The sequence below is a fragment of the Blautia sp. DFI.3.45 genome, assembly GCF_020593505.1.
Lineage (GTDB): Bacteria > Bacillota > Clostridia > Lachnospirales > Lachnospiraceae > Blautia_A > Blautia_A wexlerae.
This window is the reverse complement of record NZ_JAJDMI010000002.1, coordinates 35,583-49,223: the sequence shown is the minus strand read 5'-3', so window position 1 is coordinate 49,223 and position 13,641 is coordinate 35,583. Positions and strand designations below refer to the sequence as shown.

Sequence of the window (13,641 nt, the reverse complement as noted above, 5' to 3'; positions counted from 1 at the left end):
ATCGGTTTTGGGAAAATATTTTATGAAATTGTTATAACTGTAAAAAAGCAGAATCTCTGAAAGACAAAAATGTACTTCAAAGATTCTGCTTTTTTTAAATCTTTCTAATTCTCGCTCTTTTTTCTCTTTACTTCTCTAAAGCAGACAGATTCAGAAGAAACGGAAACTCTTCTCGGATAAAAAACCAGAAAGCCAAACAATGCAAGTGTTGCACCCATGCATACATCAATCACAGAATGCTGTTTCAGGAACATGGTGGACATGATGATCAGCGCGGTCAGGGTAAAGGATGCTGCTTTTATAAATTTTTTATTTCGCAGTGTTTCGCAGTTTGTAAGCGACATATGGATTGCAAGAGAGTTGAACACATGAATGCTGGGCAGGATATTCGTAGGAGTATCTGTACTGTACAGCCATTTTACTATATCTGTGAAGATATTGTCTCTTGGAAATTCGGTCGGACGTATGTGCTGAGCATTTGGATAAACATAGGAAACAATCAGGAAAACAGTCATTCCCATCATAAGATTAAATGACAGCTGATAGTATTCATGTTTGTTTTTGTTAAAAAATATAAAATAAATCACAGCCAGAATCATGTATGGAAACCACAGCATATAAGGAACGATAAAGAACTCACAAAATGGAATCCAGTCATCAAATACTGTATGTACGATATGATAGCTGTGAACCGGTCTGTGCTCCAGGTAACTGAAGAGCAGGATATAAATGATGCTGTAAACAGCAATCACAAGTCCATGCCGGTATTTGGAAATAAAACGTTTCAAAATTTCACCTTCTTTGGAGAATTATTTCATACCATACCATATCATAACATCTTCATACTGCTTTTACAAATAAATTTTCTCATAAAGTATATAAAAATTTTATAAAAAAATTCTCAATAAAGTTCAGCGTTTTACAAAGTTTTAACATAAAGCAGAACAAAGATTTTACGGCTTTTTATTATACTGATATCAACTGAGCCGGAGAAATTATAGTGATTTTCGAAAATGTCATGTTGTTTCCGGAGATTGTATACTGGTTTCGGCTTATGGCATTCAGTAAATAATTGTAAATGGAGAACAGAAAAATGATATATTTGGTAGAAGATGATGAGAGTATACGTGAACTGGTGATTTATACATTGAAAAGTCAGGGATTTGAAGCAAAAGGATTTGAAAGACCTTCTCACTTCTGGAAAGCCCTGGAAAAGGAAAAACCTGCACTTCTGCTCCTTGATGTGATGCTGCCGGAAGAGGATGGGATTTCCATATTGAAGAAATTGCGTATGCGTCCGGATACACGTAAACTTCCTATTATCATGCTGACAGCAAAAAGCAGTGAATATGATACAGTGGTAGGTCTTGACAGCGGGGCAGATGACTATATTCCAAAACCATTCCGCATGATGGAACTGATCTCAAGGATTCGCGCATTATTAAGAAGAACAGAAGATGACGGCGCAGAAGAATATCAGACAGGAAACCTTTATGTCTGCCCTTCCAGACATATTGCAACTGTAGATAAAAAGAATGTAAATCTTACATTAAAAGAATATGAAGTATTATGTCTGCTTCTGAAAAACAGCGGAACTGTACTTTCCAGAACCCAGCTTCTGAATCAGGTCTGGGGGTATGAATTCGACGGAGAGAGCAGAACCGTTGATGTACATATCCGAACACTGAGACAAAAACTGGGAAGTGCCGGTGAGCTGGTGGAGACAGTTCGTGGAGTCGGATATAAAATTAATATGAAATAAAGTTAAAGAATAACTGGAAACAGGAATTTATCTATGCTATACTTTTAAATATGAGAATTGCAGGAGTTGCAAAGAGCAAAGCAAAATAGCTTTTGATCCTGACATCTTAAATATAAGCAGATGCCAAAAATAAATGGACAGCTGCCCGAAATCAACGGTCAGGGATATCAGAAACCCTGACTGTAGATTTTTATAAGGAGTTATTTATTTTATGAAATCATTAGTAATAGCAGAGAAACCTTCTGTTGCCAGAGATATTGCCAGAGTACTTCACTGTACACAGAAAGGAAATGGTACTCTTGAGGGAAAAGATTACGTAGTCACCTGGGCACTTGGACACCTTGTTACGCTGGCAGATCCTGAGGAATACGATAAGAAGTATATGAAATGGGAAATATCCACACTTCCCATGATGCCGGACCGAATGAAACTGGTAGTTATTCGACAGACCGGTAAACAGTACAATGCAGTAAAAACACAGCTGTACAGAAAAGACATAAATGATATTATAATAGCCACAGATGCCGGAAGAGAAGGTGAACTGGTAGCCCGCTGGATTCTTGACAAAGCGGACTGTCATAAATCAATCCGCAGACTGTGGATTTCTTCGGTTACAGATAAAGCTATCAAAGAAGGATTCGGAAATCTGAAAAATGGACATGAGTATGATAATCTGTACAGAGCGGCTGTGGCAAGAGCGGAAGCTGACTGGCTGGTGGGAATGAACGGTACAAGGGCACTTACCTGTAAATATAATGCCCAGCTTTCCTGCGGGCGTGTACAGACTCCTACACTGGCGATGATTGCGAAACGTGAAGAAGAGATACGGGCATTTAAGCCGAAGGAATATTACGGAATCACCCTGAAAGCAGGTGATATCACCTGGACATGGAAGGAACCAAAGAGTAAGAGCTTCAGAACTTTTAATAAAGAACGGGCAGAGGAGATTTCCGATGTTCTCAGAAATCAGTCTCTGGAAGTAACTTCCGTAACCAGCAAAGAGAAAAAATCCTTTGCACCGGGTTTGTATGACCTGACCACACTGCAGAGAGAGGCAAATCGGAAATATGGATATTCTGCAAAGCAGACTCTGAATATCATGCAGCGTCTGTATGAGAATCACAAAGTTCTCACTTATCCGAGGACAGATTCCAGATATATTGGAAAGGATATTGTTCCTACAATTAAAGAACGACTGAGAGCCTGTGCAACAGGACCGTACAGAAAACCGGCAGGCGCACTGATGAATCAGCCTGTTCGTGTAAATGGAAGTTTTGTGGATGATAAAAAGGTCAGCGACCATCATGCAATTATCCCTACGGAGCAGTTTGTGCAGCTTGACCATATGACAAATGAAGAACGTAAGATTTATGACATGGTAGTTCGCAGATTTCTCAGTGTTCTGTATCCGCCTTTTGTTTATGAACAGGTGAGCATGGAGGGGACTGTTGCAGGAGAACTTTTTGCTGCCAGTGGAAAAGTTGTAAAAAGTGCCGGATGGAAAGATGTATATGAAAATACGGACGACACTGAAGAGGATGAGGATACTGCTGACGATGCGCAGAAACTGAAAGATCAGAAGCTTCCACAGATGAAGAAAGGTGAGAGACTGCACATAGAGAATGTATCCATGAATACAGGCAGGACAAAGCCACCTGCGAGATTCACAGAAGCAACGCTTCTTGCAGCAATGGAGAATCCGGTGCGCTATATGGAGAGTCATGATACGAAGGCAGCGAAAACTCTCGGTGAGACAGGTGGTCTGGGGACTGTTGCCACAAGGGCCGATATTATTGAGAAACTGTTTAACAGCTTTCTGATGGAGAAAAAAGGCAATGAAATCCATCTGACCTCCAAGGCAAAGCAGCTTCTGGAACTGGTACCCGAGGAACTGCGAAAGCCGGAACTGACCGCAGACTGGGAGATGAAGCTTGGAAATATTGCAAAAGGTAAAATGAAACAGGAAACCTTCCTGAAAGAAATCAGGAACTATACCTGTGACATTGTAGATGAGATCAAAACCGGACAGGGAACCTTCAGGCATGATAATCTTACAAACAAGATCTGCCCGAACTGCGGAAAGAAGCTTCTGGCAGTGAATGGAAAGAATGCAAAAATGCTTGTATGTCAGGACAGAGAGTGCGGTTATAAAGAAACCCTGTCCAGAACTACCAATGCCCGTTGTCCCAAGTGTCATAAACGTATGGAAATGTATGTGAAAGGTAAGGAAGAGACATTTATCTGTGCCTGCGGCTATAAAGAAAAGCTCTCTGCTTTTCAGGCGAGAAGAGCCAAAGAGGGAGCAGGAGTCAATAAGCGTGATGTTCAAAAATATATGAGACAGCAGCAGAAAGAAGCCAAGGAGCCGGTGAATAATGCATTTGCACAGGCACTGGCAGGATTAAAACTGGAATAACTATATCACTCTCTTGTCTGCGAATCCGCATTCTATGCGATGGGTATAGTTATTTACGAAACGATGTACTAGAGCGTGTCTGAAAAATCATTCCCGCAATCTGCACGCCCCACTTTGCGGGATATTTCACCCGAATTCAGTTGCCGTAGCCCGCTACGGCGCCCTCATCCGGGCAAAATATACCACAAATTGTGACGCACATCTTGCAGAAAGCCTTTTTCAGACACACTCTAGGTAAAATAAAAAAGAAGGGAAGATAATATTATGGCAGTACAGGATGATCATATGATAAGAAATATTCAGGACGTAGGAAGACTGATCGCGAAGCTTCTGCTTCATGAGCAGCAGCCCAATTACAAACTTCCGGAGAAGAAAGCAGATTACACAGAGGCAGACCGGCTTTTTGCTACAATTATGAAACTGGCAGAAGAAGGCAAGATCAATGAAGCAGAAAACGAATTATATATGGGTATGGTAGAAGATGATGTAGACTATCTGGAACTGGCACTGACCTTTTATCTGTATCTGAATGATATGGATGGAGATTTCCTGGATGATAACGGATATTCAAGGGAGGAAGTTTTGGAAGGTATGAAAGATCTTGCTTCAGACTGGGGTGTTACAGGATTAGAGGCTTTTTGAGAGAAAGGAAAAAGCATAGCATATGCGCAGAGAACAGACACTGGAAGAGATTTCGGATGGTAAATTATATGATTCTAATGATATGGTAAAGGCAGACTGCCATGACTGTGAAGGCTGCTGTGACTGTTGTCAGGGAATGGGAGATTCTGTGCTCCTGGATCCATATGATGTATACAGATTGTCGGCAGGATTACAGAAATCAGCAGAGCAGCTTTTACAGGAATATCTGGAACTGGGAGTGACAGATGGAAATATCCTTCCGCATCTTCGGATGACAGGAGTTAAGGAACAGTGTATATTCCTTAACAGTGAAGGACGCTGTCACATCCACTCTATTCGGCCGGGATTCTGCAGATTATTCCCGCTGGGAAGACTCTACGAGAATGGCAGTTTTAAATATATTCTTCAGATTCACGAATGTCCTAAAACAAACCGCAGTAAGATCAAGGTAAAGAAGTGGGTGGACACACCGGATCTGAAAAAATATGAGAAATTTGTAAATGACTGGCATTATTTTCTGCTGGATGTGCAGGAAGTACTGTACAATGCTGAGGATCCAAATCTGATCAGAAATCTGAACCTCTTTGTGGTGAACAGATTCTATCTCAAACCATATGATCAAAATCAGGATTTCTACATACAGTTTTATGAGAGACTGAAAGAAGGAAAAGAATTGCTGGCACTGGCGTAGGAGGGACATATGAGTTATCAGAACGAATGGCTTCTTTTTGAGGCGGAAGATGAGTTTGATGAAATTAAGCACAGAGAACCGACAGAGGAATTATTGTTCTATCGTGCAGTTGCAAGTGGAGATATAAAAACTGTTAAGAAGAATTGTGAACGGCAGAGATTTACAGAGTGTGATGGTGTGGGAGTACTGTCAAAGAATGCGGTCACAAATATGAAATATCATTTTGTTATCACTACCGCAATGATAACCAGACTCTGTAAACAAAATGGAATGGAGATGGAACAGGCATTTCGCTTGAGTGATTTTTATATTCAAAAGCTGGATGGCATTCATACAGTAGAAGAGGTTCAGAGCCTTCATGATGAGATGGTGATGGATTATACTGAAAAAATGCGCAGATATTTCAGAGACAACACTTATTCTAAACATATCAACGCAAGTAAAGAATACATTTATTCTCATATCAAAGAACGAATTACAATAGAAGATCTTGCAGATTCACTTGGAGTATCTGCGAGCTATCTCTCCAGATTATTTAAAAAAGAAACAGGAATATCGGTCAGTGCCTATATCCGCAGACAGAAGATAGAAATGGCGAAAAATCTTTTGCAGTACAGTGATTATCCGATCATTGAGATTGCAAACCGTCTTTCCTTTTCTTCCCAGAGTCATTTCATCCAGCAGTTTCGGGAAGTTACGGGAATGACACCGGGCAAATACAGGGATGAACATTATATGATACACTGGGATATAGAAAAAGAACTTTGTGTCGCATCAGAGTCGGAACTGAAAAAAGAACAGGATTAATCAAAATATTAAGATAAGTAAAACAGGCGGCTAGAGCGTGTCTGAAAAAGGCTTTCTGCAAGATGTGCGTCACAATTTGTGGTATATTTTGCCCGGATGAGGGCGCCGTAGCGGGCTACGGCAACTGAATTCGGGTGAAATATCCCGCAAAGTGGGGCGTGCAGATTGCGGGAATGATTTTTCAGACACGCTCTAGCTTACAGGGAATATAAATTTTCTGTAAGCCGACCGCTTATTTTCATCTGGTAATATCGGGGGATTAAAGAGTTAATATGATTTCGTTCTTATCCTGAAGAAGGTTTTCAGGGATATAATTATCTGCTAATTTCTGTCCGTTAAGAACCAGACTGCAGCAGCCAGATTCTTTTTCGTCTGGATTTTCTACAGAGATATGAAGCTGTTTTCCACGGAAAACTTTCTCAATCTCAAAGTGTTTCCAGCTTTTTGGCACAGAAGGAGACAGTCGAAGTCCTTCAAGATCAGGGCGAAGTCCGAGGATACCTTCCACACATCCTACCATTACAGTAGAAGCAGTTCCTGTCAGCCAGTGAACATGAGAGCGTCCAAAGTGTTTGCTTGCTTTTCCCTCTGTAAACTGACCATAGCAGTATGGTTCAAGACGACGGATTTCGGCACAGTCATTCTGCGCAGCAGGAGAATTTTCCATAAAATAAGTAAAAGCACGTTCTCCATGACCGCGGAGTGCTTCAGCAAGAATCAGCCAGCCCTGGGATTGGGAGAAAATACCGGAGTTTTCTTTGGTACCCTGATTATAGATAACTGCCAGTGCACCATCGAAAGCATGTGCATGGTAAGGAGGATCCATAAGGATTGCGCCATATTCCGTATTCAGACGTTCATATACATTATTTAGTGCTGCGTCTCCCTGTTCCGGGGTAGCAAGACCACTGATAACTGCCCAGCTCTGAGGATTCAGCCACATATTTGCTTCAGGAGCAGCAGCTTCACCGATTCTTTCTCCTGATTCTGTATAACCACGTACGAAGCGGTCGTTATCCCAGCACAGTTCCTGAACTTTTTCGCCAAATGCTTTCTGAGTTTCTTCAAGATACTGTACATATTCTGTATCTTTTTTATATTCGGCAAAGATTTTCAGGATTGTCATTGCATAATAGAACTGTAAAGCAACAAAAGAAGATTCTCCGTTTGCACCCAGACGGAGACAGTCATTCCAGTCTGCATAAAGTCCGGCGGGCATTCCGTGCGGTCCAAGGTGATCAAGGGAGAAGGCAACTGCACGTTTCAGATGCTCGTATACAGTAGCTTCTTCTTTGTTGGCAAAAGGAATCACTTCATCAAGAAAAGCAGTGTTTCCGGTTTCTGAAATATATTTATATACAGTTGGGAAAAGCCATAATGCATCATCTGCACGGTAAGCCGGATGGCCGGTTTCCTGTACATAAGAAGCATCATCCGGAGTATCTTCTTTTCCAGGTGTGTGAGTAAACTTGACAAGAGGGAGTCCGCCACCGTTATTTACCTGAGCAGACAGCATGAAACGAATCTTTTCCAGTGCCATTTTCGGTGCCAGATGGATGATTCCCTGAATATCCTGTACAGTATCTCTGTATCCGTATCCATTTCTGAGTCCACAGTAAATGAAGGAAGCTGCACGGGACCAGATGAAAGTCATAAAACAGTTGTATGCGTTCCAGGTATTAATCATAGTATCAAATTCCGGACTTGGAGTGCTGACTTTAAGATTATCAAGCTTACTGTTCCAGTCAGCTTTTAATGCTTCCAGTTCTTCTGCTACAGTTGGAGCCGGATTTTCGTAACATCTGATTACTTCAGCAGCTTCAGATGACGGTTTCATTCCAAGAAGAAAAGCAATTGTTCTGGTTTCACCTGCTTTAAGAGTTATTTTGCAGGAGAGAGCACCACAGGAGTTTTCATTATAGCTTGTCTTATCACCAAGATCACCACAGACAATACCTTCAGGGTTTCCATATCCATGGTAACTTCCGAGAAATTCATTTTTGTCCCCACAGTAAGAAGAAACCTCAGCACCTGCAAGTCCAAAGAAACGTTCTGTCACATTTTTCTCATCTACTTTCTCATTTTCAGGAATTGCATCAAGATTTCCATGAATCTGCTGAGTAATCCTGTTTCCTTCGAACAGTGTACGAGAAATAAAAAGAGAGTACTGTAAATTAACCTGATCCTGTTCGTAATTGTTGTGGTTGGTAAACTCTGCATATCCGCTGAGAGTCAGGTTCCTTTCGTGATCAGAATGATTGGTCACAGATAATGCCCATACTTCATAACTCTTTCCAAGAGGAACATAGTAAAGGGCTTCTGAGTGAATATCGCTGTAGTCGGCAGAAATTTTTGTATAACCGATTCCGTGACGGCATTCGCTCTTATACTGAGCCAGATCTTTGCCTGCAGGCTGCCAGGATGCAGACCAGAAGTCTGATGATCTGTCATCGCGAATGTAAATGTAACGTCCCGGCTGGTCAAAGTTATTAAAAACATAGCGCAGGATACGTCCGTTTGCACCGGATTTTGCAAAACTGTAGCCCCCTGCATTATTGGAAATGATTGCACCGTACTCCGGGGAACCCAGATAGTTCACCCATGGTGCAGGTGTTGCCGGATTAGTAATCACGTATTCTCGGTTTTCATTGTCAAAATATCCGTATTTCATATAGTAAATCCTTTCTGTCAGAACAATATTTATAACTGCCTGTCGACTGCTTTTATGGAGGCTGAGCAGCTATTGTTTTCAGGCAAGTGTCACTGTAATTTCATGAAGATCAGAAGAGAGGTTGTTAATAAATTCTCTGGAGATCATAATATGGGAATCTTCTGCGATTTCTATTGCTGTTTTGTCGCAGTCCGCAGCGGCGATATGATAAGAACCATAATCTTTTCTGTCTGTGTTTCGGTAGGTAACATGGAACTGTTTTCCTGCAAAAGTAACAGAGACAGAAGCAGTTCCTGCTTCATCGAACTGTTCTGCCAGAAGTTTTGGATGAACCAAAAGGTTTCCGAAAACTCCACGGACACCAAAGACCTCTGTGATCATGGTAAAAAGATACCAGCTTGCAGCACCTGTCAGATAATGATACATGCCACGTCCGTCTGAACGGAAATATTCAGGAATTCCCGGGTAGATATGGCTGGTATCAAAGTCGAGAGCTGTATCAGACAGAGAACGCAATGCTTTCCAGCCTTCTTTTGCAAAGCCTCTCTGATATAAGGCATTTGCATACATAACTGCCATATGAGAGAAAACAGCACCGTTTTCTTTTTCGCCATAAGCGAAACCGAACATACGCCCCATATCAAACTTCAGTTCCTGAAAATCTGTGTTCAGGCGGTAACCGCCAATTTCTTTTCTGTAAAGATAATGATCTGCGCTTTTTACGATTTTTCTGATCTGCGCATCAGTGGCAACATTTCCCATAATAGAGAAAACCTGGCCCGTGAGCATCATACGCACCTGTTCATGGTGGAAACCTTCCACTGCCTCTCCATGATTATCGTAATAGCTGTTATACCATCCTTCTTCGTTGTCTTTGCCATCAATCCATTCCTGTGAACGGATATGATTTGTCAGCCAGTTGGATTTCTGGATCAGGTTGGCAGCAAGTGTGGAGAGAGAGAAGTTTTTCTTTCTGCCGCTCAGGTTATGCCTGCAGCTTTTGGCATATTCAGTAAGAACCTTTTTCTTTTCAGATACACTGTCAAACATATCTGTCTGGTCGTTCAGCAGGATTTCAATTTCCTCTGACAGTGGGATACTGGTTTCGCCTGCAGATTCCATAAGGCGTAATATGGAAGCAAGAGTGTGGAGATTGCCCGCATAAGCACAGGTAAAGGCAACACTTTCACCATTTTCTGCTGCCATATCCAGGGCATCGTTCCAGTCAGCTCCGCGGAGACGGTAAATATTATGAACACCTACATCATAAAAAGCGGCAAGCTGCTGGATCAGAATGTGCTCCAGAACACTTCCGGTATATACCTGACCGTCTTCGGTGCGCTGTTTATTTCCATATGCGTCATTCCAGAGAGTATCAATTTCTGTGCCGCGCATGGTTTGTGCATCTTTAAAATAAGGAACCTGTTTCTTAAGGATCTCTATATCTCCGGTCTGATTAATATAAAGACTGGTCGTGATTAGCGGCCAGAGTGCATGATCCATCCATACACGTGCGATTCCGTTTCTGTCAGCGATAAAATTGCCGTCACCGTCTCCGATAATAGTAGCATTTGTACCATCAATACGTACGCCGCCATAATTCTTTTCAATCATGGCACCTACATTCTGAGGATTCATCAGCAGAAGAGAAAGACAATCCTGCCACAGATCACGCCATCCGCGTCCACCACGTCCGTAATCATGATGAGGAAGGAAAGAACAGCCAAATAAACGGCGCAGGAATGGCTGGAAACTTACCCATTTCATATAACTGTCAAAGTCAGGATCCTGTGTGTGGAAGTCAACGTTTACCTGTTTTTTCCAGTAAATTCTGGTTTCTTCCAGTGCATTTTTTACTTTATCGGAAGTATTGTATTTTTCAAAAATATTTTCAATTTCTTCTTTACTGTCGGCAATACCTGATAATAAAATAAAGTCTGTTTTTTCACCGGGAGCCAGTGTGAAAGATGAGAAACAGAAAGCACCCATTGCTTCCTTTCCTGCTGCCAGACTGTGTGCGGGAACTCCTTTATATCCTTCATATACTGTGCGTGGATGTGTATAGGTACCACCTTCTCCGATAAAATCTTCTACAGTCGGATAATAGGAAATCGGATTTTCTCCCTTTCCGGAACAGCCATTTACATAATAGATTTTATGATTTGGCTGATGTCCACGCTCGTCAAATGACATGGTGGGGCAGACGTTGATTCCATGTTCTGTTGTCTCGATACGATGGAGCATGGAAGTGACATTTCGATGATCACGAATGTTATCTGCACTTCTTCCGTAAACAGGAATTGCACCATATGCAGTAAATTTCTGTACAGTATCTGTCTGGTTTTCAATTGTCACATACATAATCTCCACATTATCACTTTTGGGGATAAAAGAAGTAACTGTGGAGATGAGCCCAAGTTCTCTGGAAGTCCTTTTCAAAGTCTGCCACATGAATCCGGCGGTTAGTTCACTGTCTTCCTGCCTGTCAGTAAAACGGTCGGCTTCCTGCTGAGCAGAGGAACCTGTTACTGAATAAGGAATGTGTCCTTCTTTTACGATCCAGAAATTTCTGGAAGAACGATTGTTATGAAGATTTTCGGAACTGACCGGTTCCAGCAGGAAGGTATCCTGATCAATTTTGCTGTCACCTCCAAGCACTGGTGTGACGGAACTTTTCAGACCTGCTTCTGATGCAAGAGGAAAATAAAGATAACTGGTATTTTCCGGTCTGTTCACACAAAAGCTTCCATGATTATCAATAAACTTAATATGTTTCAACATTTTTCTCCTTCCATAAATATTGTATGGAAATTATATCGGAACTGAGATCTTTCGGAAATAAGAAACATGAAGTAAGTATCAGAATCATGACATAAAATAACACAATTTCAGAAAAATATATGAGCAGGTAATGAATCAGATTGCGAATATTCATCTGGCTGATTTATAGAAAAATGGTACTTTTTATACAAAAATACTAATAAAAAAACAGAAAGATTATGATTTTAGGAAAGATTTCCTTATTAAATGACAAAATCTGTCTGTGCATAAAAAGAATACAATGAGGTCATGAATCTGACATTTTGGTGGAAATTATAATATACCCGAAAAGCAGCTTAAGCTATAATCTGATACATCAGGTGAGGCAAGAAACTCACAAAGAGAAAAAAAGAAAAAGGAGGGCTTTTTTAATGAAAAAGAAAGCATTAGCTGTTTTACTTACAGCATCCGTAATTGCAGGTACAATGGGCGGAACCGCTACAATCGTACATGCAGATGAAGAAGGAAAAGTAATCAATATTTATTCCTGGAATGATGAATTCCGTCAGCGTCTGGAAGCAGTATATCCTGAAGTAAAAGAAACATCCAAAGACGGAACAGTAACAACATTAAACGATGGAACAGAAATTCACTGGATCATAAATCCAAATCAGGATGGTGTTTATCAGCAGAAACTTGATGAAGCTCTTATGAATCAGGCTGATGCATCAGCAGATGATAAGGTAGATATCTTCTTATCAGAAACAGATTATGTATACAAATATACAGATGCAGCAGCGGATGTGGCAATGCCTCTGAAAGATCTTGGAATTGATCCTGACAAAGATCTTGCAGATCAGTATGACTTTACAAAAACAACTGCATCTGATGCAGATGGAGTACAGAGAGGATCTACATGGCAGTGCTGCCCTGGACTTCTTGTATATCGTCGTGATATTGCCAAAGATGTGTTCGGAACCGACGATCCTGAAGAAGTAGGCAAGAAAATGAAAGACTGGGATACAGCAAAAGCTACAGCTGAAGAACTGAAAGCAAAAGGATATTACACATTTGCTTCTTATGCTGATACATTCAGACTGTATGGAAACAGCATTTCCCAGCCATGGGTAGAAGACGGTGCAACAACTGTTAATGTGGACCAGCAGGTAATGAACTGGATCAAAGATTCCAAAGAATGGCTGGATGCAGGATACCTGAACAAAACTGTAAAAGGTCAGTGGAATGATGACTGGAACAAAGCTATGGGATCTGAATCCAAAGTATTTGCATTCCTCTTCCCGGCATGGGGAATTGACTTTACATTGAAACCAAACTGGGATGGAGAAGACGGAGAATGGGCTGTTACAAATCCACCACAGGAATACAATTGGGGCGGTTCTTACATCCATGCAGCAACAGGAACAGATAATCCGGAACATGCAAAAGATATCATTCTTGCACTGACAGGAAATAAGGACAATTTATTAAAGATTTCCAAAGATTATTCTGACTTTACAAATACAAAGAGTGGTATGCAGGAAGTTGCAACAGATGATACTTTCGCATCTGACTTCCTTGGCGGACAGAATCCATTTGAATATTTCGCACCGGTTGCAGAGAACATCAAGATCGCACCACTTTCTGCTTATGACCAGGGATGTGTAGAACTGCTCCAGAACGCTTTCAGCGATTACTTCCAGGGTCAGGTAGACTATGACAAAGCAAAATCAAACTTTGAAACAGCAATCAAAGAACGTTATCCGGAAATCCAGGAAGTTAACTGGGCTGAATAATAAACGCTTTTGAATTGACAGTTAAAAAGTTTCAGGTGTAAATAACCTGTACAGATGCATTTGTATTTGCCAGACACACATGAACGCGATGTGTGTCTG

9 protein-coding genes and 4 pseudogenes are annotated in these 13,641 nt (G+C 41.2%); 8 read left to right on the top strand and 5 right to left on the bottom strand.

What is annotated here, in order from left to right:
• Positions 1 to 104: 104 nt before the first annotated feature.
• The gene (locus tag LJE09_RS01005; RefSeq protein ID WP_118613950.1) at positions 105 to 788 is read right to left on the bottom strand and encodes a phosphatase PAP2 family protein; all 684 of its coding nucleotides are present in this window, start codon (positions 786 to 788) and stop codon (positions 105 to 107) included.
• A 305-nt stretch (positions 789 to 1,093) separates the two neighbouring features.
• On the opposite strand from LJE09_RS01005, the gene LJE09_RS01000 reads away from it, so the two are divergent.
• Together LJE09_RS01000 and LJE09_RS00995 are read left to right on the top strand one after the other, a co-directional pair.
• A complete protein-coding gene (locus LJE09_RS01000) occupies positions 1,094 to 1,762 on the top strand; it encodes a response regulator transcription factor (protein WP_055149422.1) in 669 nt (222 codons plus the stop codon).
• A 211-nt stretch (positions 1,763 to 1,973) separates the two neighbouring features.
• Positions 1,974 to 4,178 carry a DNA topoisomerase III gene (locus LJE09_RS00995; RefSeq protein WP_227310912.1) on the top strand — a complete coding sequence of 735 codons (2,205 nt, stop codon included), beginning with the start codon at positions 1,974 to 1,976 and terminating at the stop codon, positions 4,176 to 4,178.
• A 49-nt stretch (positions 4,179 to 4,227) separates the two neighbouring features.
• On the opposite strand, the pseudogene LJE09_RS18630 reads toward LJE09_RS00995, so the two are convergent.
• Positions 4,228 to 4,359, bottom strand: a pseudogene (locus tag LJE09_RS18630) (DUF6783 domain-containing protein).
• On the opposite strand from LJE09_RS18630, the pseudogene LJE09_RS18625 reads away from it, so the two are divergent.
• The 4 genes and pseudogenes from LJE09_RS18625 to LJE09_RS00980 all read left to right on the top strand — a co-directional run.
• A pseudogene (locus LJE09_RS18625) lies at positions 4,318 to 4,416 on the top strand (DUF6783 domain-containing protein); the annotation flags it as partial. The pseudogenes LJE09_RS18630 and LJE09_RS18625 overlap by 42 nt on opposite strands.
• 26 nt (positions 4,417 to 4,442) lie before the next feature.
• Positions 4,443 to 4,820, top strand: a complete 378-nt coding sequence (locus tag LJE09_RS00990) for a DUF6483 family protein (RefSeq protein WP_118613946.1) — start codon at positions 4,443 to 4,445, stop codon at positions 4,818 to 4,820.
• Between the two features lie 22 nt (positions 4,821 to 4,842).
• Positions 4,843 to 5,511, top strand: coding sequence for a YkgJ family cysteine cluster protein (locus LJE09_RS00985; protein ID WP_118613944.1), 669 nt, complete (start codon positions 4,843 to 4,845; stop codon positions 5,509 to 5,511).
• A gap of 9 nt (positions 5,512 to 5,520) precedes the next feature.
• Entirely contained in the window at positions 5,521 to 6,318 is a 798-nt protein-coding gene (locus tag LJE09_RS00980) for a helix-turn-helix domain-containing protein (protein WP_008704032.1), read from the top strand.
• A gap of 8 nt (positions 6,319 to 6,326) precedes the next feature.
• Here LJE09_RS00980 and LJE09_RS18600 read toward each other — a convergent pair.
• A pseudogene (locus tag LJE09_RS18600) lies at positions 6,327 to 6,443 on the bottom strand (DUF6783 domain-containing protein); the annotation flags it as partial.
• On the opposite strand from LJE09_RS18600, the pseudogene LJE09_RS18570 reads away from it, so the two are divergent.
• A pseudogene (locus LJE09_RS18570) lies at positions 6,393 to 6,530 on the top strand (DUF6783 domain-containing protein). The pseudogenes LJE09_RS18600 and LJE09_RS18570 sit on opposite strands and share 51 nt — an antisense overlap.
• Before the next feature lie 47 nt (positions 6,531 to 6,577).
• Here the strand turns inward: LJE09_RS18570 and LJE09_RS00975 are convergent.
• Both LJE09_RS00975 and LJE09_RS00970 read right to left on the bottom strand, forming a co-directional pair.
• Positions 6,578 to 8,989 carry a GH36-type glycosyl hydrolase domain-containing protein gene (locus tag LJE09_RS00975; protein ID WP_227310911.1) on the bottom strand — a complete coding sequence of 804 codons (2,412 nt, stop codon included), beginning with the start codon at positions 8,987 to 8,989 and terminating at the stop codon, positions 6,578 to 6,580.
• Positions 8,990 to 9,067: 78 nt separating this feature from the next.
• Positions 9,068 to 11,767 carry a GH36-type glycosyl hydrolase domain-containing protein gene (locus LJE09_RS00970; RefSeq protein ID WP_334303158.1) on the bottom strand — a complete coding sequence of 900 codons (2,700 nt, stop codon included), beginning with the start codon at positions 11,765 to 11,767 and terminating at the stop codon, positions 9,068 to 9,070.
• A gap of 413 nt (positions 11,768 to 12,180) precedes the next feature.
• On the opposite strand from LJE09_RS00970, the gene LJE09_RS00965 reads away from it, so the two are divergent.
• Entirely contained in the window at positions 12,181 to 13,542 is a 1,362-nt protein-coding gene (locus LJE09_RS00965; RefSeq protein ID WP_025580051.1) for an ABC transporter substrate-binding protein, read from the top strand.
• Positions 13,543 to 13,641 lie beyond the last annotated feature (99 nt).

Excerpts from the sequence above, each read along its gene's own strand:
- LJE09_RS01000 (WP_055149422.1), top strand. The coding sequence starts at position 1,094 with ATGATATATTTGGTAGAAGATGATGAGAGTATACGTGAACTGGTGATT.
- LJE09_RS00995 (WP_227310912.1), top strand. The coding sequence starts at position 1,974 with ATGAAATCATTAGTAATAGCAGAGAAACCTTCTGTTGCCAGAGATATT.
- LJE09_RS00990 (WP_118613946.1), top strand. The coding sequence starts at position 4,443 with ATGGCAGTACAGGATGATCATATGATAAGAAATATTCAGGACGTAGGA.
- LJE09_RS00985 (WP_118613944.1), top strand. The coding sequence starts at position 4,843 with ATGCGCAGAGAACAGACACTGGAAGAGATTTCGGATGGTAAATTATAT.
- LJE09_RS00980 (WP_008704032.1), top strand. The coding sequence starts at position 5,521 with ATGAGTTATCAGAACGAATGGCTTCTTTTTGAGGCGGAAGATGAGTTT.
- LJE09_RS00975 (WP_227310911.1), bottom strand. The coding sequence starts at position 8,989 with ATGAAATACGGATATTTTGACAATGAAAACCGAGAATACGTGATTACT.
- LJE09_RS00965 (WP_025580051.1), top strand. The coding sequence starts at position 12,181 with ATGAAAAAGAAAGCATTAGCTGTTTTACTTACAGCATCCGTAATTGCA.